This window comes from Absiella sp. AM09-50 (assembly GCF_003433845.1).
Lineage (GTDB): Bacteria > Bacillota_I > Bacilli_A > Erysipelotrichales > Erysipelotrichaceae > Hoskinsella > Hoskinsella hominis.
The window spans coordinates 27,738-52,785 of the sequence record NZ_QVFI01000009.1 but is presented as its reverse complement, the minus strand read 5'-3'; the positions used below and the strand labels follow the sequence as shown (position 1 = coordinate 52,785).

The window sequence follows — 25,048 nt, the reverse complement described above, 5'->3', positions numbered from 1 at the left end:
TGAATTACCCACTGATTTCATCTGATTGTGTCACAATATTTACATATTCCATGTTTTCCAAGTTATACAGTTTTTCTGTGATAGATAATTCCATCAATTGCGCATGTTGATAAGCTTTACGATCCATTTCATATATCATTTCGATACTGTCTGGAGTTGTGTTTTTCACACGTAATAATGCTTTTTTATCAAAATATTCAAATACAATACCTTCAATTTGGCGCTCATTAGATAATGCCCCGCGGATAATTAGAAGAATACGGTTTTCATTACGAATCCTGCCCATCAACAACAATACGATAAATACAACGGCACTTCCAATAGATGCAACAGTATAATCTCCTACACCACAACAAATACCCACAATGATTGTCCAGAAAATATACATGGTATCTCTTGAATCTTTGATAGCAGTACGAAAACGAACAATAGATAAAGCACCGACCATACCCAAAGAAAGTGCAATATTATTCCCAATAACGGTCATAACAGTTGCGGTTAAAATCGTTAATGTCATTAAAGAAACATTGAATTTTTTACTATAAGCAGTACCTGTATGGGTATACCAATAAGATACATAAATCACGATACTGATCAAAGCCGCAGATACGATATGATAAATGATTGTTTCTACGCTCAGTGTACCACTCTGTTCCAAAAACTGCATTAAAACATCTTTCATTCTTTCTTCCTCCTAAAATACAAAATGTTTACTGATTGTTCTTCCTAAACAATATTTACTGACTGATGTTTCTGTTTTATCTACTTCCTGTAAAATATCTTTGATATAGCTCAATAAAAAACCATTATATTTCACTTCTAATACCACAAGATATGGATCCAATACCTGAAAAGGGATCATATCTGAAAATATATCAAACTGTGTTTCTGAAGCTACTATATGATGATCAAAGGTAATACGAATATTATTTTCTTTAGCGATAAATGCTTTTCGCTGATATTCAATAGTGGATACAGGGCGATAAACATACTGATTCATCATCGCATAACATTCTAATGCGAATGAACTTCCCTCTTTTAACAATACTGAAGTATTGCCTTTAATCAGCTGTTTTGCGTCTGCTTCTTCTAGAATCAGAGAACGTTTTTTTGATTGATTCCCTGCTTCTGTTTCATTTCCAGTTTGGCTTTTTTATCGCTAGCACCATAGTTTCTTAACCGAAGCTTACGGCGTATTTCAACTCCATCTTCTTTTTCTTGAAAATCACGATCATCAATGGAATCAAAATAAAGTGAACGAATGCAATATCCATCCTCTCCATTATGTGGATCCTGCATCATAATCTTTTCAAAGCGTCTGGATATACGGTAATATTGATCTAATGATATCAGATACTTTTTCTCCTGACGCAATACTTCATTCATCATCGTGAATCCCCACTCTCTTTCTGTCGTAATTTCTGATAGGACTGATATTCATGATATCCAATACCTAAAGAAACATGCGATTTTTTCTGTAATGCTGAAAAACTTTTTGATACAGCGAAAAGACCATCTTCCGCATAAGTTTGATTCTGGTCAAGTTCTTTCACACCGACATCCTGAAGTTCATATAACACACTGACTGCTTTATCATATGTACTTGCAAGGGCAACCTCACCTTCAATTTGCCCCCATTCATCCTGCTTCTGATAGTTCATAATTGCGATTTCATCACAATAAGGCATTAATTCTTCCAGTTGCTTTTTATAGCCTAGAGAATCATAAAAATAAGGAATACATGCGACAACCTGCAGATTATATTTTTGAGCATGTGTATACGCATATTGCATAAGCTCAACATAATCATCCAAGATTTCTTCCTGATCTTCATTCCATTCTTTTAATGCATATGGTTCTATATCTAACATAATGCCCGTGATTTTCCCTTGTGATAAGGAATGATTTAATAAATCTATCTGATCAATCATCTTCATAAGTGATGTTCCATTTTTTTCCAACACCCATTCTGGTTCTCCAATCATGGCATATAATTCTATTTTTTGTTTCTGACATTGTTTTCCTAATTCATCCCAAGCAGAGATTTCCCATGTATTAGGATATTGATATAATCGTTGAATTTTTTGATCAGATAATTGCTGAACTACTTCCTGTGCCGATTGTAAAGGCTCTTGTTTCCAGGACAGTATTGCATGTATACTACTTTCTTTGGTACCACATGCACTTAATCCAACCACAAATAAAATACATGATATTTTTTTAAAAAAGTTTTTTTGCATCTATTTCCTCCTCCCATTTTTATGCAAAATAGTAATTTAAAATCTATAAAAAACACTATGGTCTAGTTTTTTTCATAGATTAAGGAATAAAAACAAAATGGTTTAATAAAAAATAACCGTGTAAATAATATCATATTCATCTTATAAAATGTAAAAAAATGCGTAATTTTTTATACAAAAATACAAACAAAACATTTCAATTCTATCATCAATCTGTGAGTAGAAATATAATATAGAAAACCTTTCCAATAATGATAGTAGCATCTATTCTTTAGGAACAAGTAACCGTATCATCATATACTCACGTTATCCCCTACCATAATTTGACTGTTCATTCACATTGAAATGTTATTTTTTGATGAAATAAGCAATAAATATAAAAAATATTGATTATTCAGCCAAAATTTTCTTGACAACTTGCTCATTCAATCATATACTATAGCCAAGAGGTGATAAAAATGATGAGTGAACGTCAAAAGCTTATATTAAACCGATTACATAAGCAAGGAAGTGTCAATGTTGTTGATCTTGTGGAGCTTTGTCATACCAGTGAATCTACCATACGCCGTGACTTAGCGGAGCTTGATGAACAAGGTTTATTAAAAAGAGTACACGGTGGTGCTACTTTAATTCCTAAAGAAAGCAATACGACGGAAGACCCATTGAATGAGCGTCAAAATATACACATGGATGAAAAAGAACAGATTGGCAAGTATGCTGCCGCATTAATTGAAGCAAACGATGTTGTGTATATCGATGCTGGCTCTACAACATTATCATTGATCAATCATTTAAAAGAAAAGGATGCTCTTTATATTACAAATGGCCTTATGCAGGCACACATGCTTTCTTTAAAAGGTTATCATGTAATTTGTATAGGTGGCGAAATTCGTGGTATCACAGGAGCTTGTGTTGGTGCTAGGACACTTCAGGGAATATCTAAATATCATTTTACAAAAGGTTTTTTTGGGACAAATGGTGTAGATGTGGAGCATGGATTTACGACAGTAGATGGTGAAGAGGCTGCAATAAAAGAACATGCTATAAATCATTGCGCAATGCGTTATGTTTTATGTGATAAAAGTAAGTTTCAAATGGTTTGTCCTATAACGTTTGCTGATATTGATGATGCTATTATTATTACCACCCATTGTGATAATACTGAAATCAATCATTTAGGAACTATTGTGGAGGTAGAAAAACAATGATCTATACAATAACACTGAATCCATCTTTGGATTATATCATGCACATGAGTCATTTTGAAATAGGAGAAACTAATCGTTCTTTATATGAAGATATTTATCCCGGGGGTAAAGGATTTAACGTTTCAACAATTTTACATCGCTTAGGATTAGAAACAACAGCTTTAGGATTTGTTGCTGGCTTTACTGGAGAGGAAATCAAAAAACAATTAATAAAACGTGGATTTGAATGTAAATTATGTGAACTGGATCATGGCATTTCGCGCATTAATGTAAAAATGAAAGGTGAACAAGAAACAGAGATAAATGGCAGTGGTCCAGATATCACAAAAGACAAATTAGATGAAATGTTTCATCAGTTGGATGCACTAACCAGTGATGATTTATTGGTACTCGCTGGCAGTATCCCTTTATCCCTACCCGATGATATCTATGAACAAATCATGAAAAGACTTACAAATAAAAATATTAAAATTGTAGTAGATGCGACCAATAAACTTCTAACAAGAGTTTTGCCTTATCATCCTTTTCTGATTAAACCAAATAAACGTGAATTGGAAGAACTCTTCGGTATAGAGATACATGATCAAACAACCCTTATTACATACGCAAAAAAATTACAAAATCAAGGAGCTTGTAACGTATTAGTATCTTTAGGAAAAGATGGTGCCCTATTGATAAGTGAAGATCAACATATATACAAATGTGGCGCACCTCTGGGCACTTTGATCAATAGTGTTGGCAGTGGTGACAGTATGGTGGCTGGTTTTATTGCCGGATATCTAAAGCATCATTCTTATAAAGAAGCATTACGTCTGGGCAGTGCCTGTGGAAGTGCAACAGCTTTCAGTAAAGACCTTGCCTCATTGGATAAAATCAAAGAAATGTATCAACAAATTGAAAGTGAGGAAATTTTATGAAAATTCAGGACCTATTAAAAGATGTATCCGTCGATGTAAACGCCAATGTATCAGACAAAGATGAAGCCATCACACACTTAATTGATTTGATGGACAATCAAAAAAATCTGACAGATAAGGAAACATATAAAAAGGGGATATATGCAAGAGAAGCATTAAGTACCACGGGAATTGGTGAAGGCATTGCAATTCCACATGCCCAGAATGAAGCTGTTACAGCTTGTGGATTAAGTGCCATGGTAGTAAAAGATGGTGTAGATTATGCATCCCTTGATGGACAGCCGGCTAAATTGTTCTTTATGATTGCCGTTCCTCAAACTGGTGGAAATGAGCATCTTGAAATCCTTGCAATGTTATCTACCATGTTAATGGATACACAGTTTAAAGACAGCTTGATCAATGCAGCATCAAAAGAAGAATTCTTAGCATTGATCAATCAAAAGGAAACAGAACAACACGCAAAAGAAGATCAAAAAGCAGAAGCTTCTAAAACTTTTACTGGCACCTATCGCTTATTAGCAGTTACGGCATGTCCTACAGGAATTGCTCATACCTATATGGCAGCGGAGGCGTTAGAAGAAAAAGCTAAAGAAATGGGAATCACAATAAAAGTAGAAACAGATGGCAGTGGAGGCACAAAGAATGCACCTAGTGCAAAAGAAATTGAAGAATGTGAAGCCATTATTGTCGCAGCCGATAAAAATATTGAAATGGCTCGTTTTAATGGAAAACCAGTCATTCAGGTAAAAGTTGCCGATGGTATCAATAAAGCAGAAGAATTAATCAATCAGGCACTCTCAGGCAATGCTCCGATTTACCACAGTGATCATGCAGTTACAGCACAGAGTGATGAAAGTGGAGAAAGTGTTGGCCGCCAAATATATAAGCATTTAATGAATGGTGTATCCCATATGCTGCCATTTGTTATTGGTGGTGGTATTCTGATTGCACTTGCCTTCCTGTTTGATGATTATACAATCGATCCAAGTAATTTTGGTAAAAATACAGAACTTGCGGCATTCTTCAAAACGGCTGGTGATACAGCATTTAACTTTATGCTTCCAGTACTATCTGGTTATATTGCGATGAGTATTGCAGATCGTCCAGGACTTGCGGTAGGATTTGTTGGTGGTGCACTTGCCAGTGCTGGCAATTCTGGTTTTCTAGGTGCCTTAGTAGCTGGGTTTGCAGCTGGTTATCTTGTCCATGGTTTACGCAAACTATTTGATCATTTACCAGATGCGTTTGAAGGCTTAAAACCTGTATTATTATATCCTTTCTTCGGAATTCTTTTGATGGCAGTGCTTATGGCATTTATTATTAATCCACCTGTAGCAGCTATCAACAATGGCCTGACAGATTTCTTAAATTCTATGGGAGGTTCCAGTAAGATTTTATTAGGAACACTTCTTGGTGCTATGATGGCCGTAGATATGGGTGGTCCTATCAATAAAGCAGCCTATGTATTCGGTACTGCATCTATCACAAGTGGCAATTATGATATTATGGCAGCTGTCATGATCGGTGGTATGGTCCCACCTCTTGCAATTGCACTTGCCACATTCTTCTTTAAGAATCGTTTCACAAAAAAAGAACAGCAAACAACACTAACAAATGTGATTATGGGCTTCTCTTTCATCACAGAAGGTGCTATACCATTTGCGGCATCTGATCCATTACATATCATACCTGGATGTGTCGTTGGTTCTGGTATCGCTGGTGCTTTATCTATGGCGTTTGGTTGCACATTGATGGCGCCTCATGGTGGTATCTTCGTTATCGGTGTGATTTCCAATCCATTTGGATATCTTGCAGCACTAATCATTGGTTCTATTGCAGGTATGTTGGTATTAAGCGTATTGAAGAAACCTTTGAAAAACAATTCATAAACTAAAAAAGATGGCTTATCATTCGATAGGTCATCTTTTACTATGTTATTGTGGAATTCAACGTATGTAGGAAAATGAACCTACTTCAATCTCATAATGTAATCTATGTACACGCTTCAAACATGCATGTAGCAAAATAGAAACATTTTGGCTTTTTCATCATGGAAAAGCAGAACCATGAAAAAAGTGGAATTCAATAGCTAACTATCTATTGTGAGTTCCACTTTTTTAACTTCATAGTAAATTTAAGAATGCTTCATATTCTGCGTTTTCTTTACTCATACCACTTTTTTGATATGCTTCTATTTGAGATATCATCTTATGATATTCACTTGGAATGATTTTTTTGAACATAGGCAAATAAACATCCCAATTCGCTAAAATATTTTGTGCTTTTTTTGAATCAGTTGCGGCAGCATGCTCCATCAACATACTTTTTAACTTTGTCTGATCACTAGCAGAAATTGGTTCTACTTCCATATGATCCTGATATAGACTTGTATTCAGTTTGTCTTGTTCATCCAGAATATAGGCAACGCCTCCACTCATTCCAGCACCAATATTTTTTCCAAAGGTACCAAGGATTACAACACATCCACCAGTCATATATTCTAATGCATGATCTCCTACACCTTCCACAACCACTGTAGCGCCGGAATTTCTAACACAGAAACGTTCTCCTGCGATTCCATTAATATAAGCTTTTCCACTTGTTGCGCCATAGCATGCGACATTTCCAATAATGATGTTTTGATCAGCTTCAAAGGTTGCTTTTTTATCTACAGATACAATTAATTTTCCTCCAGATAAACCTTTGCCAAAGTAATCATTCGCATCTCCTGTAAGAGCAATGGTCAATCCTTTTGGAATAAATGCGCCAAAACTTTGTCCTCCTGAACCTTTCGCATGAATGATAAAAGTATCTTCTGCTAATGTATTGCCAAATGCTTTTGTGATGCGTGAACCAAACATAGCTCCAAAACTACGATCCTCATTATTGACATCTATCTGTATTTCATGAGCCTGTTTTTGTTCAAAACATGGCTGCATTTGAGGCCAAATCTGTGATTCATCTTTGATATGGGATACATCAAGTCTGCATTTTTCTACTTGAGGAATATTGGCATCATCATGATTTAAGATTGCGTGAAAATCTAAATGGATATGTGGAGCATCAATTTCTTTAATGACTTCTTTATGTCCAATCATTTCTTCAACGCTTGTAAAGCCAAGTGCTGCCATATATTCACGCATTTCCTGTGCGATAAATTTCATAAAGTTTTCTACATATTCTGGCTTTCCTGTAAACCGTTTTCTTAATTTTGGATTTTGAGTTGCTATGCCAAATGGACAGGTATCCAGATTACAAACACGCATCATCTTACATCCCATCGCCACAAGAGGTCCTGTCGCAAACCCAAATTCTTCTGCGCCAAGTAAAGCTGCCATAATCACATCTTTTCCAGTCATCAGCTTTCCATCAGTTTCTAAAACCACCTGATGACGCAGTTCATTCATTTGTAATACCTGATGAACTTCAGATAGCCCTAATTCCCATGGCATTCCTGCATGATAAACTGAATTTTTTAACGCTGCGCCAGTTCCTCCATCATGCCCACTGATCAAGATGACATCTGCCCCCGCCTTTGCTACACCAGCTGCAATCGTACCAACACCTGTTTCTGATACGAGTTTGACAGAAATTCTTGCATCTTTATTCACACATTTTAAATCGTAAATCAACTGTGCTAAATCTTCAATAGAATATATATCGTGATGAGGTGGTGGAGAAATCAATTGTACACCTGGTGTAGAATGTCTGGTTTTCGCAATCCAAGGATATACTTTTTTGGCAGGCAGCTGGCCTCCTTCTCCTGGTTTTGCACCTTGTGCAATTTTAATTTGAATCTCTGTGGCATGATTTAAATAAGCACTGGTCACACCAAAGCGTCCACTTGCTATCTGCTTAATTGCTGAACATGTATTTACACCATCTTTTATGGTAAATCGTTCTTCATCTTCTCCCCCTTCCCCTGTATTGCTTTTTCCATGCAGCCTGTTCATTGCGATAGCCAATGTGACATGGGCTTCTTTTGAAATAGAGCCATAAGACATTGCGCCTGTCTTAAATCGTTGAACGATTGTTTCTACCGGTTCTACTTCATCAATGGAAACTGGTTTTCGTTTCGTATAATCGAAGGTCCATAATCCTCTGATATTGGTTGGTTTTAATTCCTCATCAATCATTTTCGTAAAACTTTTAAATTTATAATAATCATTGGTTTTTGTGGCTTCCTGTAACATCTGGATGGTCACAGGATTATATAGGTGTTGTTGTTTATCTGTGGAAGATTTTTGCATACCATAAGTATTTAGACTTTCATCTGAGGATAAGGATGTATCAAATACCTGTGTATGGCGTCTTTGCATCTCCTGTTCAATCTCTTTTAATGTAATGCCACCGATTCTTGAAATTGTATCCGTAAAATATTCATCAATCACTTGCTGATCAATACCAATAGCTTCAAATACTTGTGCGCCCTGATAAGACTGTATCGTTGATATTCCCATTTTACTTGCTACCTTTACCACACCATGTAAAATCCCCTGATGATAATCTTCAATTGCCTGATGACAATCTTTTTTCAAGATACCTTTATTTACAAGCTCTTCAATAGTGTCATGCACAAGATATGGATAAATAGCACTTGCTCCATATCCTAATAAAGTCGCAAAATGATGAACTTCTCTTGGCTCTGCACTCTCTAAAATCATTGCTACCTGCATTCTTTTCTTGGTTTTGATCAAATGCTGCTGCATTGCAGATGTTGCAAGTAGACTGGGCATAGCGATATGATTTTCATCAACGCCACGATCACTTAAAATCAAAATGTTATTGTTATCTTTAATTGCCTTATCGGCTTTCATAAACAATTCTTTTATGGCAGTCTTTAAAGAAATGTTTTTATGATAAGTGATTGGTAATACGCATACCTGGAATCCAACCTGATGCATTTGCTTGATTTTGATTATATCACTCTTTGTCAGAATTGGATGATTGATTTTCAAAAGATGGATATTTTGTGGCAGCTCTTCTAACAGGTTTCCTTCTTTTCCAAGATATACACAAGTACTTGTGACGATTTCCTCACGGATGGCGTCCATTGCAGGATTGGTCACCTGTGCAAAGCGTTGCTTAAAATAATCAAACAACAGATGATGCTGGGGAGATAACACTGCTAATGGTGTATCATTTCCCATGGCAATTACAGGTTCACTGCCTGTTTTCGCAAATGGCAGTATATACTTCATGATATCTTCAAAAGAATAATCAAAAAACTTCTGTAATTTTTGTAATTGTGCAGTATCCATTGTATTTTCCGGCAGTTTTGGTACTGCTATATCTTTTAAAGCAATCACATGTTCTTTGATCCATGCGGCATAAGGATGACGTTTTGCATATTGTTGTTTGATTTCTTCATCTCTAATCAAAATCCCTTTTTTTGTATCAACCAGCAGCATCTTGCCAGGACGTAAACGATTTTTTTCTACAATATCTTCAATTGGAATATCTAATACACCAACTTCACTACTTAATATTAGCGTATCATCCTTTGTAATATAGTAGCGACTTGGTCTTAATCCATTACGATCAAGAATTGCTCCTGCAACTTCACCATCACTAAACAAAATACTTGCAGGTCCATCCCATGGCTCCATACGGCATGCATTATATTGGAAATACGCACGCATCTCTTCTGATAACTGCGTATCATTCTCCCATGGCTCTGGGATACACAACAAAACAGCTTCAGGAAGTGGAATACCCGCCATTACTAGAAATTCTATTGTGTTATCTAACATAGCAGAATCTGAACCATGTTTATCCACGATTGGTAAAATATGATCCATATCCTTTTGAAAGTAATGGGATGCCAGTGTTTCTTCCCGACTCATCATTTTATTCACATTGCCACGTATGGTATTGATTTCTCCATTATGTACGATCATACGATTGGGATGTGCACGCTGCCAGCTAGGAAATGTATTTGTAGAAAAACGAGAGTGTACCAAAGCAATCGCAGATATAAAATCTGAATCATGAAAATCCTGATAAAATTCACGTAACTGTCCTACCAGAAACATTCCTTTATATACGATGGTGCGACATGACAAAGAGCAAACATATGTGTTTGGACTGCTTTTTTCAAAGATACGCCGGATCACATATAGCTTACGATCAAAATCCATATCTGTTTTAAAATAATCTTCCCTTTTGATAAATGCCTGATAGATATTCGGCATAGCTGCCCTAGCTTTTTCATGTAAGGTTTCATCATGTACAGGAACTTTACGCCAGCCTAATAAATGAAGCCCTTCGTTTTCTAGTATACAGGCAAATTCTTCTTGTGCTTTTTTACATTCCCCTGCATCTTTTGGCAAGAAGAACATCCCCACGCCAAATCTTTCTGTGCATGTCGCATCAAATACTTTCTGAAAAAAGCCGTGTGGAATCTGAAGTAAGATTCCTACACCATCTCCCACCTGTCCACTGGCATCTTTTCCTGCACGATGTTCTAAGTGCTCCACAATGGTTAAGGCATCTTCCACCACTTGATGACTTTTTATACCTTTCATTTGAATAATGGCGCCAATGCCACAATTATCATGTTCTAAAGAAGGCTCATATAAGCCTTGTGTTTTCATTTGTTTTTCTTCTTTCATTCCATATCCACCTTTCTATCAAAACCCCAGATGTGCAATCATTCTTAACATCGCTTCGTATACTTTGTCATGATCCTGGAATGCACTTAAACGAAAATAGCCTTCTCCCTGCTTACCGAAGCCAGCGCCCGGTGTCCCGACAATTTGACATTTATCTAATAAATAATCAAAGAATTCCCATGACGTAAATCCTTTTGGACACGCCATCCAGATATATGGCGATATCTTTCCACCTATATGCCATATTCCTAAATCTTTTAATGTCTTGGTTATCATTTCTGTATTTTCTAAATAATACGTAATGGCTTCTTGTATCTGTTGTTGTCCAACTGGTGTGAAAACAGCCTGTGCTCCACGTTGTACAATATAAGAAACACCATTGAATTTCGTTGACTGACGACGAAGCCATAAATCATGTAATAACACATGATCTTTTTCTAAGGCTAAAGGGACAATCGTATACCCACATCGTACACCGGTAAAACCAGCCGTCTTTGATAGTGAACAAAATTCGATTGCACATTGCTTCGCACCTTCAATTTCATAAATACTGGAAGGATATGCCTGCGTTAAGAATGCTTCATATGCGGCATCATAGAAAATAATCGCCGAATGATCATTCGCCCAATCAACCCATGCCTGTAACTGTTTCCTGTTATATGCCGCACCGGTTGGATTATTTGGTGAACACAAATAAACAATGTCCCCATTTAGATCCTCCTGTGGCATAGGCAAAAAGCCATTTTCCTTTGTCCCATGAATAAAGATGATTTTCCTGCCTGCCATCTGGTTTATATCAACGTATACTGGATAGACGGGATCTGGAATGATGATGGTATTATCAATGGAAAAGATATCCAGCATATTTCCTAAGTCGCTCTTTGCACCATCGCTGATAAAGATTTCTGCATTTTCCAATGTTACATTCTTTTTTTCATAATACTTGCGTATTGCATCACGCAAAAATAGATATCCCTGTTCTTCGCCATATCCATGAAAGCTTTTTTTATCTGCCATTTCATCAACCCCATGGTGCATTGCTTCAATTACTACGGGGGCTAAAGGTAGTGTAACATCTCCTATTCCCAAAGAAATCACATCCGCATCAGGATGTTTTTTTAAATACGCTTCTTTACGCTTTTGTACCTCAGAAAAAAGATAATTTTTTTGTAATGTTAGAAAATTTTCATTGATATTCATACAGTTACCTCCATTTTTCCTTCAAATACTTCTACACAATCGCCTCTCATCAGCATACCTTCACTTGTATCTGTGATATATAGCCTGCCTCCTGTTAAACGGACTTCGATTTCTTTATTTTTCTCTAAACGATGGGTACGCACTGCTGCCGCAACAACTGCACATGCTCCCGTTCCACATGCTTGTGTTTCACCACTTCCTCTTTCCCAGACACGCATACATATTGTATGATCATCAATGATCTGTACAAACTCTGTATTGATACGATTGGGAAAACTGGTATGATATTCAAAAAAAGGTCCAATTTTCTTTAGTGGAAGATCATGAATATCCTGATGCATAAATATGATGGCATGTGGATTTCCCATGGATACACAACTGACGGTATATGTTTCATTTTGAATTTTCATCGGCTCATCCAATATGATTTTTTTTGTGGAAATTACAGGAATCTTTTCTGCCTCAAAACTAGGCTTTCCCATTTCTACAGTAACAGATGTGACCTGCTGATCCTGAATGTGAAGATGAAGCTTTTTGATTCCACTCTTGGTTTCTATTGTGATATCCTGTTTATCACATATATGATGTTCATATACATATTTTCCTACACAGCGAATCGCATTGCCACACATAGCACCTTCACTACCATCTGCATTAAACATGCGCATGCGGGCATCAGCAACATCACTTTTCTCTATACATACAATGCCATCCCCACCAATACCTTTATGGCGATCTGACAATTGATATGCTAATTTATCTATGTTTGTAAGCTTTTGATCAAAACATGGAAGGTAGATATAATCATTTCCACACCCATGCATTTTTATAAAATGAAGCATTTCTTTTTGCATTCTTCTATTCTCCTCTCACAGAAAAAAGACGCCCAACAAAAGATACCATAAGCATAAGTATCTAATATTGAACGTCTTTGTTCGCACATTACTTTACAATAAGAATATCGAAACGTCAATAGTTTTTTGAAAAATATGAAAGAAAATGCAAATTTATTTTTTTCTTTCATTTTTCTTAAAACTTTTCTTGACAAAAGTACTTCCCTATGCAATAATCACTCTCGTAAAGCAAAGGTGCTGTTGGATCAAATTCCATCAGCGCCTTTGTTTTTTTATTGAAAGGAGTGTTTATACACATGAGTGAATTAATCGTACCTAAAGCATATCAACCAAAACTGACCCTTTATGATACACAAACAGCCATTGGTATTTTAAGGCATACATTTGAGAAAGGGTTACAGGATGCATTACATTTAAAACGTGTTTCTGCCCCTTTGATCGTATCCCCGGATACAGGCATCAACGATGACTTGAATGGTATCGAACGTCCAGTATCCTTTGATATCAAAGAAGATACATCCACAGGACAGATTGTACATTCTCTTGCGAAATGGAAACGTATGGCATTATATCAGTATGGATTTAGTGTAGGTGAAGGTCTGTATACCGATATGAATGCAATCAGAAGAGATGAAGTTATGGACAATCTTCATTCCATCTATGTTGATCAATGGGATTGGGAACAAATCATTGATTCAAAAGACAGGAATATTGACACATTAAAAGAATATGTAAAGAAAATAGTTGCAGTTATCTGTGATACACAAACAGCAATGAAAGCTTTATATCCTACATTAACAACGACTCTAAGCAAAGATGTAAGCTTTATAACAAGCCAGCAGCTGGAAGATATGTATCCAAGCTTAACGCCAAAGCAACGAGAAGATGCCTATTTGAAAAAGTATAAAACTGCTTTTATTATGCAAATTGGTGATGTATTAGCATCAGGCAATAAACATGATGGCAGAGCTCCTGATTATGATGACTGGAAATTAAATGGAGATATTTTATTTTGGAATGAAACACTCCAACAAGCATTTGAGGTATCCTCTATGGGCATTCGTGTAGACAAAACAGCATTAATGGAACAGTTAAAAAAAGCAGGTTGTGAAGAACGAATGGCACTTCCATTCCATACGCTCTTATTAGAGGATGTATTACCTAGTACCATAGGTGGTGGTATTGGGCAATCCCGTATCTGTATGCTTCTGTTAGAAAAAGCACATATTGGTGAAGTACAGGTATCTTTATGGGATGATCAAACAATAAAAGGCTGTAAAGAGGCAAACATTCCCTTACTATAACTCACATTTTTTACATTTATTTCAGAAAATATTTCATTTTATACTTGACAATCTATCTAAATCAGCATATTCTATTACCATACAAACGGCAAAGGTGCTGATATGGAAACAAACTCCTATCAGCACCTTTTTCATTTGTTAAGAAACAAGGAGGAATTGTATGAATAACATCAGTGAATTATTCAGTTCTATGGTATTTAATGATACCGTGATGAAAGAAAAGCTGCCAAAAGCTACATACAAAGCTTATCATCAATGTTTATATGAAGATAAGACATTAGATGAAGAAAGCGCAAATGTCATTGCGAATGCCATGAAAGACTGGGCAATTGAAAAAGGCGCAACACACTATACACACTGGTTTCAGCCAATGACAGGTGTCACAGCAGAGAAACATGAAGCCTTTATTACACCGGAAGGCAATGATAAAATTATTATGGAATTCAGTGGTAAAGAACTGATTCAGGGTGAACCCGATGCCTCCAGCTTTCCAAGTGGAGGGTTACGTGCAACATTTGAAGCAAGAGGATACACTGCGTGGGATCCAACAAGTTATGCCTTTATCAAGGATAATGTATTATGTATCCCTACGATTTTCTGTTCCTATAATGGAGAATCTTTAGATAAGAAAACTCCGTTATTGAGAAGCCAGGAAGTGATTGATCACGCTGCCAGAAGGGTATTAAAACTATTTGGCAATCAGGTTCATCGTGTAATTACTACGGTAGGTCCTGAACAGGAATATTTCTTAATTGAAAAAGATCTGTTCTTTAAACGAAAAGATCTGGTTTATACTGGTAGAACATTATTTGGCAACAAACCGGCAAAGACACAGGAATTAGATGATCATTACTTTGGTGTCATTAAACCAAAAGTAAAAGAATTTATGGATGATCTAAATGAACAATTATGGAAATTAGGTATTTTGGCGAAAACACAACACAACGAAGTAGCACCATCCCAGCATGAACTTGCGCCAATCTTTACATTAGTCAATGTCGCAAGTGATCATAACCAGCTGACGATGGAGATATTGAAAAAAACAGCCTATCGTCATGATCTGGTCTGCTTACTACATGAAAAACCATTTGAAGGCGTGAATGGCAGTGGAAAACACAACAACTGGTCTATTGCGAGCGATACAGGAGAAAACCTGCTGGCACCTGGTCATACACCTAGTAAAAATGCTCAGTTCCTATTATTTTTGTGCGCTGTGATCAAAGCGGTTGATGAATATCAGGATTTGTTAAGGATCTCTGTATCCAGTGCTGGAAATGATCATCGTTTAGGTGCCAACGAAGCACCACCTGCAATCATTTCCATCTTCTTAGGTGATGAATTAAGCAATATTTTATCTTCTATTGAACAAGGTGTTCCTTATCGTGATAAAGATAAAGCTGTTATGAAAATCGGTATTCATACCCTGCCAGAATTCAAGCAGGATACCACTGATCGTAATCGTACATCATCTTTCGCCTTTACAGGCAATAAATTTGAATTCCGTATGTTAGGAAGCAATAAAGACATTGCCTGTACCAATGTCATATTAAATACAGCTGTCGCAGAAGAACTTTGTCAGTTTGCCGATCAACTTGAACAAGCAGAAGATTTTCAAACTGCCTTGCATGCGTTGATCAAACAGACCATCCATCAACATAAACGCATCATTTTCAATGGAGATGGATACACAGATGCATGGGTCAAAGAAGCTGAAAAGCGTGGATTATTAAATTTGAAGACAACAGCAGATGCCCTGCCTCATTATATTGATGAAAAAAACTTGCGATTATTTGAAAAACACAAAGTCTATACACGAGTCGAAGTGGCAGCCCGTTATGAAATCGGATTATCTAATTACAATCAGGTCATCCGTATTGAATCCTTAACAATGTCTAGAATTGCGAAAACTCAGATTTTACCAGCTGTTTTAAAATACAGTAAAGATTTATCCGATGAGGTCCTTCAAAAACGTATGGTTTCAAAAGATATAGACACAAGCAGTGAAGAAGCGATTATAAAACAATTAAGCAGTTATATAAAAGATTTATATCATGGGTATACTGCATTGGATGAAGCAATTGCACATCGTGATGAGCTTACATCAAATCAGGAAATCGCCAATTATAATCGGGATGTCATCCTGCCAGCCATGGCTGTCCTTCGAGAAGGTGCGGATGCATTAGAGCGTATTTGTGCTAAATCTTACTGGCCATTCCCAACTTATGGCGACTTATTATACAGCTTTTAGTTATCAAGAATTACACATAAACTTCCCTTAATATTTAAATAAAACACATCGTAATGATGTGTTTTTACTTTTTTGGTTTTCTTTCTATAATAGATTGATAATCATATAAATCTGTCACATATGCCCCATTAAAACATGCGCAACATAATTTCTCGGTATGAAACGCTTCCTTCATATCATGAATATCCAAAAAGCGAAGAGAATCAGCACCTAAATACGCACATAATTCATCTACATTCATGCGCGCCGATATCAATTCTTCATAAGACGATGTATCCACACCATATATACATGGAAAACAGATAGGTGGACTTGCGATTCTAACATGTACCTGATGAGCACCTGCCTCTTTCAGTAATTGTATGATTCGTTTACTGGTAGTCCCACGAACGATACTATCATCAATTAAAACAATATTTTTATCAGCTACAATCGAACGTACAGCGGATAACTTCATCTTGACACCACGTTCTCTTTGTTCCTGGGTTGGCTTGATAAATGTTCTCCCTACATAACGATTCTTGATCAATCCAAGTTCAAAAGGTATACGGCTTTGCTCTGCATATCCAATAGCAGCAGAAGTAGAAGAATCAGGAACCCCAACAACGATATCCGCCTGGATATCTTTATCACGTTTTGCCATAATCATACCAGATCGCTTTCTGGCATTATGTACGTTGATACCATCCAGTTCACTATCTGGTCTTGAAAAATAAACATATTCCATTGCACACATATGGTGATCACAAGCCGTTGTATAATGTGTACGAATCATGCCTTTTGGTGTAAATCCAATAATTTCACCAGGTGCTACATCATCAATATAATCCGCATTCGTCACTTGAAATGCACATGTTTCTGAGCTGACACAGACACCTTCATTCAATGAGGCAAATGACAAAGGGCGTAGTCCTTTTGCATCACGGATTGCATAAAGGCTGTCTTTTGTTAATACCAATACCGCAAATGCACCTTCGATCTGGGAAAACGCCTCCTTAATCTTCTCTAAAAACGTACCATTTGCTTTTTGTATCAGATGCAGAATAATTTCACTGTCGCTGCTGCCCTGAAAAATACTACCTTCTGCTTCCAGTTTTTTTCTTAAATTGTGCGCATTAATGATTTGTCCATTATGACAGACCGCAAATCCATCCTTCAACAGCTTTGCATACAAAGGCTGAACATTTTCCAGCTCACTGCCACCTGCTGTCGCATAACGTACATGGCCAATTGCATGAATTCCCTGTAGATCTTTTAAATGTTCTTCATGAAATACTTCACTCACCAATCCACGACGTTTTCTTATTTTCATATGCATGCCATCACTTGTTACGATTCCTGCGCCTTCCTGTCCACGATGCTGTAACGCATGTAAGCCATAATATGTAAGAAATGCCGCATCTTTATCCTTATATACTCCAAAAACGCCACATTCCTCATGCAGTACATCTTCATTCCATTCTTCCATTTTCTCATCTCCTATGATATCTTCGTATGACAGCATTTGCAATCTGTAATCTTGTCTGTTGTGTGTCCATTGCCTTCTTTTCAAGAAAACGATGGGCATCCTGTTCACTCATCTTCCCATTCTCCATTAATAGGCACTTTGCCCGGTTAATGGTTTTAATTTCTTCTATACGATGATTTAATTTTCCATTATCCTTACGTATCTTTTCCAGTTTTCGATGTGTCAATATCGCAAATTTCAATACCTGATACAAAGCAGTGGGATGTACAGGCTTAGGAATGGCCATAATACCAGCCTTTTCCATACGCCCTTGAATAAGTTCAATCTCACTATTTTGTATCAACGTCAATATACTTGCATCACTTTTTTCACTTATATCAAAACATAAAGCGTATCCTTTTTCGTCTAACAGGGGATAATTAATGATAATCAAGTCGTATGAATTTTCCAGAAAAAGACGACGTGCTTTAGAAGCATTTGTACAAAAAGTCATACTTACATCTTCTTCAATTGATAAAAACTTGCGTAAATAATCACTTAGTTTATTACTATTGGAAACAATCAGTATCCGTATCATTTTTCTATCACCCCTTTTTCATAGCATATGTCTAGCGACAATACCAGTCGATGATATCTTGTGGTAGAATATTTTTGACAAAGGAGCTCTCTCTTGCAATTTTCTTTGCGTCCGCTAATGTATTCGGCAGCTGTTGCAACAATTCATGATGTTCAAATATATCGCCTTTAACTTCCTCTACATGCATGTGTTGTTTAATTCCATCCATACCTGCTTCCACCAAAAGTGTAAAAGCCAGATAAGGATTACACATAGGATCAGGCGAACGTAGTTCAATTCTGGTATGATGCTGATCAGCTGCTGGAATACGTATTAAAGCAGACCGGTTATTCCTGCTGTATGCAATATATTTGGGTGCCTTATCTTTTCCAAGACGATCATAAGATTCCTCCATAGGATTTAAAAAGGCTGTAATTTCTCGTATATGATATAAAATACCAGCGATAAATGCATGCAATGTATCTTCAGAAACTACGAATAAATTTTCTCCGTTTTGATATAAGGAAAGATTAAGGTGTAATCCGTTCCCCGCAGCCCCTGCCATTGGTTTTGGTGAAAAATCCGCCTTTAAACCATTTTGTAATGCAACAACATCTACGACGTTCTTAAATGTCATTAGATTATCACAGGCACTCATAATTTCATCAAATTTAAAGTCAATTTCATTTTGTCCAGGTCCATGTTCATGATGACTGCTTTCAGGGATGATATCCATTTCTTCAAGCTCTAGACAGATTTCTCGACGCACATTTTCACCTTTATCCAAAGGTGCGATATCACAATATCCAGCGTGATCATAAGGTACTTTTGTAGGATTTTCATCATCGTCCCGTAAAAATAAATAAAATTCGCATTCTGTACCCGCCATGAATTCATAACCTGATTCCTGGTATTTGCTTAATGTACGATATAAAATCTTACGGCAATCCAATTCAAAAGCTTCACCATTTAAATAACGGATATCGCAATACATGCGTACCACTCTGCCGCTTTGAGGTCGCCATGGCAAAATTGCCAGAGTAGAAATATCAGGAACCAAAAATAAATCTGAATCCGCAATACTCTTAAATCCATCTATCGCGGATGCGTCAAAACTCATACCTGTTGTTAATGCCCTAGACAATTCATTAGGCATAATGGAAATATTTTTTTGCCTTCCAAGTAAATCAAAAAAAGCCAGTCGAATGAATTTCACATCATATTCTTCAATAAAATCCATCATATCGTTTTCTGTAGTAACCATAAGCATTTCTCCTTTTTTACGAAAAAAAGGCGTCAAAGAAATACGAAAACACTTTATGTTTCCTCTTTTGAACGCCTTTGTTCGATACACTAATTTTACAGAATTATGCTTTCTGTGTCAAATTTTTTTTACTACTTTTTTACAATCCTATGACCAAACTATTTTCCTATTTACAGCTTTATCTGAACGAATGCAACACATGATGCGAAAGAAGAGAAATCAAACATATTCGTTTCAAACGTTGATAATATTCTCCTAATAATACAAAAAGCCTGAACTATTCAGGCTTTTATTAAATACTTAATTGTATTGTGTACTATACTATTCTACACCAATGATGAAGCTGTAAACTGGTTGTTCCCCATTATTTACTTCTACTTCAACATCATATTTATCTTCGATATAAGATACAATTTCATTTGCTTCTTCTTCTTTTACATCTTCACCATAGATCAATGTCACGATTTCACTGTCATCATCTATCATGGTATCAATTAATTGACGCGTTGTTTCCATTTTATCAGGAAGAGATACAACAATATCTTTTTCCTTAATACCCATAAACTCTCCAGCTTTGATTTCCATTCCTTCAAATGTTGTATCTTTGATTGCATATGTTACCTGACCAGTTTTCACAAGTTCGATAGCATCGCTCATTTCAGATAAGTTCATATCGAAATCAACATCTGGATTAAACATAATACAAGCACTTAATCCCTGAGGAATCGTCTTTGTTGGAATCACATGAATATTTTGATCTTCACAAACAGTTGCGGCTTGCTGAGCAGCAAGTACAATATTAGAATTGTTTGGTAGAATGAAGATATTATCTGCATTTACCTTATGAACAGCTTCTACAAAATCTTCTGTAGAAGGATTCATCGTCTGACCACCACTAATGACATAATCAGCACGCAATTCTGTAAACATCTCTTTTAAGCCTTCTCCTGCAGCAACCGTAATGATTGCATATTTAGATCTAGGTTTTTCTTCTTCTTCAACCTTTTCTACAGTCGCATTCATCATGATATTCTCATGCTGCTCCTGCATATTTTCAACTTTTAATTTTGCAAATTCACCATAACGCTGTCCAAGATTTAAAGCATCTCCTGGTGTTAAAGTATGAACATGTACTTTTACGATATCATCATCACGAACACATACGATAGAATTACCAATACGAGCAAGTGAGTCACGTAATGCTTCTTCTTTGAAAGTCATTTGTGCATGTTCACTTAAACGGATAATGAATTCTGTACAATAACCATATTCTTCACTTTCCATTCCAGCGCCGGCAACTTCACTGGTACCTGTACTTTCTTCTTTCTGAATAACTGTTCCTTTTAATGCGGAAACAAATCCTTCAAAAATTGTGACTAAACCAGCACCACCACTATCCACAACACCAACTTCTGCCAAAACAGGCAATAATTCTGGTGTACGTTTCAAACTTTCTTTTGCTTCTTCTAACATTTTTTCCATAACCTGTAAACAAGTTACATTTTCTGTAGAAGTCGCATAAGCATATGTGTAATCCGCTGCTTCACGTACAACTGTTAAAATAGTTCCCTCTACTGGACGCATAACGGCTTTATAAGCAACACGACTTCCTGTCACAAGCGCATTGGCAAGCTGGAAACCATTGATCTCACGCATACCATCAACACCCTGATACAAACCACGGAAAATCTGTGATGTGATAACACCTGAGTTACCACGTGCCCCCATCAATAATCCTTTTGATAATACTTTTGCGATTTCACATACATCATCACTTGTACATGCAAGTGCTTCTTTTACACCAGCATTAAATGTCAATGACATGTTTGTTCCGGTATCCCCATCTGGAACAGGGAATACGTTTAATGCGTCGATTTCACTGAATTTGTTGGTTAACAGATTTGCTCCGCTTGCCAGCATATCCTTAAATATTTGTCCATTAATTATTTCCATAGTGCTCTACCTACTTCATTACTTTCACATCTTGTACATAAACATTGATTTTTTCAAAGTCCAGTTCCAATGATTTTTCCAATGTATATTTAACACGTTCCTGTACTTCATGAACGACCTCGCTGATCTTCACTCCATGTGAAACGATAATGTATAAATCTAGTTCCAATGCGTTATCTTTCTGATTGACAACGACACCTTTTGCGTAATTTTCTTTTCCCAGCAATTCAGCAATTCCATCTTTTACAAACTTCTGGCTTGCCATTCCAACAACACCATAACATTCGCTTACGACACCACCAGCCAAAGATGCGATTGCATCGATAGAAATATTGATATTTCCATACTGTGTACTTTTAGAGATTGACATAATATTCCTCCTTACATCTTAGTTATTATATCAAATAACCTTAGAAATTCCAACTAATCTATATGAAATCCATGATTTTTAGGTTAAAATGACGAACAATCTTCTGTATGAATGTTTGCTGTAGCATCATCCATCACTACACAAAGACGTTTCTTTTTCCCTTCTTTGATATTTTTCAATACCACTTCCTTATAATCCTTTAACAATGGCATGGAAGCATAATCCGTATATATAAAGTTTCCATCCTGCATAACAAGTTTTACCATGTTTGCATCATAGCTTGCTTTATACGGGTGTATTTCAGATATCATGGATATCATTTCTTGTGATACTTCACGGTCTTTCACGGCAAAGCTTTTTGCCAGATTTACTAACTGCTTGTCGTCAAAACCATCAATCAAAGGAAAGTTTGCGATAACAGAAAGATTATCCTGTGTGATTTCTTTAGTAGATCCATCCTCCAGCAATACATAGTTTTTTTCATCTTTCACGAAATATCCTATACTTGTTTTTTCTTTGATATGGATATGAATGGATCCGTTAGCTTTTGTTACCTCTGCATCCTTTATCATGTCATCCTGTTTCAGTTTATATTCAATATACAGCTTTGGCATGACTATGTATCTGGTATTATAAGAAAGATTTGCTTTCTTCAATACCATATTTTTCGTGTAAAACAAATTGCCATTTACATCCAGACTTTTTACCTTACTGGAATCACTTGTAAAATACAAAGCTCCACTCAGCAATAAGACGGATAAAACAATCAGACGAATCTTTCTGCGTCTTTTTTTACGTTTCTTTTTTTTATTCTGCAAGGCAAGAAACTTGGCTTCGACATCGTTATATAATAAATCGTTTATATCTTCCAATTAAAGCGCTCAACTTCCGTTATCAAATCAATGCCGAATCGTTCCTTGACTTCTTTTTGAATCATTTCTACCAGTTCTTTGATATCCTTAGCACTTGCCCCATCATCGTTAACGATGAAATTGGCGTGTTTATCACTCACCATTGCACCACCGATTTTCTTACCACGAAAACCGATTTTTTCAATCAATTCCCAAGCCTGTGCACTTTCAGGATTACGAAACATACTGCCAGCACTTGGCTTATCCAGTGGTTGTGAATCCATTCTACGCTTTCTGCGGGAATCCATTAAATCACGAATTTCTTTTTGATCACCAGGCTGTAATTTCATACGTGCTCCTAAAATAATCCAGTCACGGTGTACCTGGAAATCACTGTGGCGATAGTGAAAATCAAGTTCTTCTTTTGGGATTTTCACAATTGTGCCATCTTTTAAAGCATATACTTCTTCAATAATCTGTGAAAAATCACTCTTATATGCACCAGCATTCATAAAGATTGCTCCACCAATGGTTCCTGGTATCCCACTTGCAAATTCAAGTCCGCTAAAGGAATTTTTCATTGCTTCATGAGCCAGCAATACAGTACTACATCCAGCCTGAGCAACAACGGTGCCATCTTCTTCAAAATAGCTATCCGTAAAATAACGGTCTAAATTGATGATTGCACCCTCATAATCATCATCACTACACAGGATATTGCTTCCCTTGCCAAATATTTTTACAGGAATCTGTTCTTCTTTCAGGATATCCAATATTCTAAGTAAGCCCAACTCACTTTTTGGATAAATATAATATTTACAGTTCCCGCCAATACGAAAAGTCGTTTTCTTGCTTAACGAGATATTACTTTCTACATCTCCATAAGCCTGTAAGCGTTTCTCTAATATCATTTATCTTTCACCTTTACCATTTCTTCACACCATGCCAATATATCCGAACTTGCGTTTGGTTTCCCTAAAGACAAAGCGTTTTCTCTCATCGTTTTTTGTAATTCACGATTACCCATAATCTGATTGATTTTTTCTTTCAGCGTATTCGCATTCAAATCTTTTTCTTCAATCATAAATGCAGCATGCTGATCAACCAGTACTGAAGCGTTATAAAACTGATGGTTATGTGCAACATATGGACTTGGAATTAAAATACTTGGCGTCCCTAATGCCGTAATTTCTGCGGCTGTTGTCGCCCCAGCACGACATACGATCAAATCAACATGTTCCATAATTTCCAGCTGTTTCACATAATCAACAACAATAATATTTTTCTGATGAACACTTGCCTTGATTTCTTTGTAATTGTTCTTTCCTGTCACAAAAAGAATCTGATATTTTTCATCAACCTGTGGAAGTGCATCCTTCATAATTTCGTTTACACTGGTACTACCCAAAGATCCCATAACCACCAAAATAGTCGGTTTTTCCATTGATAAGCCCAATGATGTAAAATATTGTGCATCAAATTTTACATTGATTGCACTTGTTGCACGAGGATTTCCAAGCAGACGAGTATGTTCTCTGCCAAATTCCTCATAGCATTTTTCATAACAAATAACGATTCCATCCATCTTTTTTGCGACCATTTTATTTGAAACACCAACAATAGAATTTTGTTCATGTATCATCGTTTTTACATGGCGTTTATGTGCAGCAAGCATGACTGGTGCACTGACATAACCTCCAAATCCAATCGCAATATCTGGTTGAAACTCGTCTATGATGCGAAGTGCCTTTCGATAAGCCTTCATCATTAACAGAATGGCTTTTGCCTTCTGCATTGGATTGCCTACTAATCCACTGGCATGCAGTGCACGAAATGCATATCCTTGTGCAGGTACCACTTCACTTTCCATTCGATCATCGTTCCCTACGAATAGAATTTCTATATCTTTATATTGACTTTTGGCAGCATCCGCTAACGCCAGGGCAGGATAAATATGTCCCCCTGTGCCACCTGTGGCAATCAGCATTCTCATCTCATCAC

General features: G+C 36.5%; 18 protein-coding genes and 1 pseudogene. 5 read left to right on the top strand and 14 right to left on the bottom strand.

Annotated features, from left to right (window positions below; genetic code table 11):
- Positions 1-4: 4 nt before the first annotated feature.
- The 3 genes and pseudogenes from DW114_RS09650 to DW114_RS09640 form a co-directional block, all read right to left on the bottom strand.
- Positions 5-682, bottom strand: coding sequence for a DUF4956 domain-containing protein (locus DW114_RS09650; RefSeq protein ID WP_117453539.1), 678 nt, complete (start codon positions 680-682; stop codon positions 5-7).
- Between the two features lie 12 nt (positions 683-694).
- Positions 695-1,386 (bottom strand): annotated as a pseudogene (locus tag DW114_RS21650) (polyphosphate polymerase domain-containing protein).
- Positions 1,386-2,240 carry a hypothetical protein gene (locus DW114_RS09640; RefSeq protein WP_117453538.1) on the bottom strand — a complete coding sequence of 285 codons (855 nt, stop codon included), beginning with the start codon at positions 2,238-2,240 and terminating at the stop codon, positions 1,386-1,388. Before DW114_RS09640 ends, DW114_RS21650 begins: the two are co-directional and overlap by 1 nt.
- Before the next feature lie 461 nt (positions 2,241-2,701).
- Between DW114_RS09640 and DW114_RS09635 the strand changes: the two genes are divergently transcribed.
- The 3 genes from DW114_RS09635 to DW114_RS09625 are packed head-to-tail and all read left to right on the top strand — an operon-like array spanning position 2,702 to position 6,254.
- Positions 2,702-3,448, top strand: a complete 747-nt coding sequence (locus DW114_RS09635; protein ID WP_199483584.1) for a DeoR/GlpR family DNA-binding transcription regulator — start codon at positions 2,702-2,704, stop codon at positions 3,446-3,448.
- Positions 3,445-4,365, top strand: coding sequence for a 1-phosphofructokinase (gene pfkB, locus DW114_RS09630; RefSeq protein WP_117453536.1), 921 nt, complete (start codon positions 3,445-3,447; stop codon positions 4,363-4,365). The genes DW114_RS09635 and pfkB overlap by 4 nt, the downstream gene beginning before the upstream one ends.
- Complete coding sequence (locus tag DW114_RS09625) at positions 4,362-6,254, top strand: PTS fructose transporter subunit IIABC (protein ID WP_117453535.1); 1,893 nt, start codon at positions 4,362-4,364, stop codon at positions 6,252-6,254. Before pfkB ends, DW114_RS09625 begins: the two co-directional genes overlap by 4 nt.
- Positions 6,255-6,488: 234 nt before the next feature.
- Here the strand turns inward: DW114_RS09625 and gltB are convergent, their stop codons facing one another.
- The 3 genes from gltB to dapF are packed head-to-tail and all read right to left on the bottom strand — an operon-like array spanning position 6,489 to position 13,033.
- Complete coding sequence (gene gltB, locus DW114_RS09620) at positions 6,489-10,979, bottom strand: glutamate synthase large subunit (protein WP_117453534.1); 4,491 nt, start codon at positions 10,977-10,979, stop codon at positions 6,489-6,491.
- 18 nt (positions 10,980-10,997) lie between these two features.
- On the bottom strand, positions 10,998-12,179 hold the full coding sequence (locus tag DW114_RS09615; RefSeq protein ID WP_117453533.1) for an LL-diaminopimelate aminotransferase: 1,182 nt from the start codon (positions 12,177-12,179) through the stop codon (positions 10,998-11,000).
- Entirely contained in the window at positions 12,176-13,033 is an 858-nt protein-coding gene (dapF, locus tag DW114_RS09610; protein ID WP_199483583.1) for a diaminopimelate epimerase, read from the bottom strand. The genes DW114_RS09615 and dapF overlap by 4 nt, the downstream gene beginning before the upstream one ends.
- Positions 13,034-13,329: 296 nt before the next feature.
- Here dapF and asnA point away from each other — a divergent pair, with 296 nt between their 5' ends.
- Positions 13,330-14,337 (top strand): aspartate--ammonia ligase, encoded by a 1,008-nt coding sequence (gene asnA / locus DW114_RS09605; protein WP_117453532.1) that lies wholly within the window; start codon positions 13,330-13,332, stop codon positions 14,335-14,337.
- A 160-nt stretch (positions 14,338-14,497) separates the two neighbouring features.
- Positions 14,498-16,585 (top strand): glutamine synthetase III, encoded by a 2,088-nt coding sequence (locus DW114_RS09600; RefSeq protein WP_117453531.1) that lies wholly within the window; start codon positions 14,498-14,500, stop codon positions 16,583-16,585.
- A gap of 64 nt (positions 16,586-16,649) precedes the next feature.
- Here the strand turns inward: DW114_RS09600 and purF are convergent, their stop codons facing one another.
- From purF to murG, 8 genes are all read right to left on the bottom strand, one after another.
- A complete protein-coding gene (gene purF, locus DW114_RS09595; RefSeq protein ID WP_117453530.1) occupies positions 16,650-18,053 on the bottom strand; it encodes an amidophosphoribosyltransferase in 1,404 nt (467 codons plus the stop codon).
- Positions 18,054-18,057: 4 nt separating this feature from the next.
- Positions 18,058-18,630 carry an ANTAR domain-containing response regulator gene (locus DW114_RS09590; protein ID WP_117453529.1) on the bottom strand — a complete coding sequence of 191 codons (573 nt, stop codon included), beginning with the start codon at positions 18,628-18,630 and terminating at the stop codon, positions 18,058-18,060.
- Positions 18,631-18,661: 31 nt separating this feature from the next.
- A complete protein-coding gene (locus DW114_RS09585; RefSeq protein WP_117453528.1) occupies positions 18,662-19,873 on the bottom strand; it encodes a glutamine synthetase family protein in 1,212 nt (403 codons plus the stop codon).
- Positions 19,874-20,194: 321 nt separating this feature from the next.
- Entirely contained in the window at positions 20,195-21,826 is a 1,632-nt protein-coding gene (locus DW114_RS09580) for a DAK2 domain-containing protein (protein ID WP_117453527.1), read from the bottom strand.
- Between the two features lie 10 nt (positions 21,827-21,836).
- Positions 21,837-22,196, bottom strand: coding sequence for an Asp23/Gls24 family envelope stress response protein (locus tag DW114_RS09575; protein WP_117453526.1), 360 nt, complete (start codon positions 22,194-22,196; stop codon positions 21,837-21,839).
- 83 nt (positions 22,197-22,279) lie between these two features.
- Entirely contained in the window at positions 22,280-23,068 is a 789-nt protein-coding gene (locus DW114_RS09570) for a cell division protein FtsQ/DivIB (RefSeq protein ID WP_117453525.1), read from the bottom strand.
- A complete protein-coding gene (gene murB, locus DW114_RS09565) occupies positions 23,056-23,958 on the bottom strand; it encodes a UDP-N-acetylmuramate dehydrogenase (protein WP_117453524.1) in 903 nt (300 codons plus the stop codon). Before murB ends, DW114_RS09570 begins: the two co-directional genes overlap by 13 nt.
- Positions 23,955-25,040 (bottom strand): undecaprenyldiphospho-muramoylpentapeptide beta-N-acetylglucosaminyltransferase, encoded by a 1,086-nt coding sequence (gene murG, locus DW114_RS09560; protein ID WP_117453523.1) that lies wholly within the window; start codon positions 25,038-25,040, stop codon positions 23,955-23,957. The genes murB and murG overlap by 4 nt, the downstream gene beginning before the upstream one ends.
- Positions 25,041-25,048 lie beyond the last annotated feature (8 nt).

What these genes read in the sequence shown, in the direction of transcription:
- DW114_RS09585 (WP_117453528.1), bottom strand. Translation starts at nt 19,873, where the DNA reads ATGGTTACTACAGAAAACGATATGATGGATTTTATTGAAGAATATGAT.
- DW114_RS09580 (WP_117453527.1), bottom strand. Translation starts at nt 21,826, where the DNA reads ATGGAAATAATTAATGGACAAATATTTAAGGATATGCTGGCAAGCGGA.
- DW114_RS09615 (WP_117453533.1), bottom strand. Translation starts at nt 12,179, where the DNA reads ATGAATATCAATGAAAATTTTCTAACATTACAAAAAAATTATCTTTTT.
- DW114_RS09640 (WP_117453538.1), bottom strand. Translation starts at nt 2,240, where the DNA reads ATGCAAAAAAACTTTTTTAAAAAAATATCATGTATTTTATTTGTGGTT.
- dapF (WP_199483583.1), bottom strand. Translation starts at nt 13,033, where the DNA reads ATGCAAAAAGAAATGCTTCATTTTATAAAAATGCATGGGTGTGGAAAT.
- DW114_RS09600 (WP_117453531.1), top strand. Translation starts at nt 14,498, where the DNA reads ATGAATAACATCAGTGAATTATTCAGTTCTATGGTATTTAATGATACC.
- asnA (WP_117453532.1), top strand. Translation starts at nt 13,330, where the DNA reads ATGAGTGAATTAATCGTACCTAAAGCATATCAACCAAAACTGACCCTT.
- murB (WP_117453524.1), bottom strand. Translation starts at nt 23,958, where the DNA reads ATGATATTAGAGAAACGCTTACAGGCTTATGGAGATGTAGAAAGTAAT.
- gltB (WP_117453534.1), bottom strand. Translation starts at nt 10,979, where the DNA reads ATGAAAGAAGAAAAACAAATGAAAACACAAGGCTTATATGAGCCTTCT.
- DW114_RS09635 (WP_199483584.1), top strand. Translation starts at nt 2,702, where the DNA reads ATGAGTGAACGTCAAAAGCTTATATTAAACCGATTACATAAGCAAGGA.
- DW114_RS09650 (WP_117453539.1), bottom strand. Translation starts at nt 682, where the DNA reads ATGAAAGATGTTTTAATGCAGTTTTTGGAACAGAGTGGTACACTGAGC.
- DW114_RS09590 (WP_117453529.1), bottom strand. Translation starts at nt 18,630, where the DNA reads ATGATACGGATACTGATTGTTTCCAATAGTAATAAACTAAGTGATTAT.
- DW114_RS09575 (WP_117453526.1), bottom strand. Translation starts at nt 22,196, where the DNA reads ATGTCAATCTCTAAAAGTACACAGTATGGAAATATCAATATTTCTATC.
- DW114_RS09625 (WP_117453535.1), top strand. Translation starts at nt 4,362, where the DNA reads ATGAAAATTCAGGACCTATTAAAAGATGTATCCGTCGATGTAAACGCC.
- purF (WP_117453530.1), bottom strand. Translation starts at nt 18,053, where the DNA reads ATGGAAGAATGGAATGAAGATGTACTGCATGAGGAATGTGGCGTTTTT.
- murG (WP_117453523.1), bottom strand. Translation starts at nt 25,040, where the DNA reads ATGAGAATGCTGATTGCCACAGGTGGCACAGGGGGACATATTTATCCT.
- pfkB (WP_117453536.1), top strand. Translation starts at nt 3,445, where the DNA reads ATGATCTATACAATAACACTGAATCCATCTTTGGATTATATCATGCAC.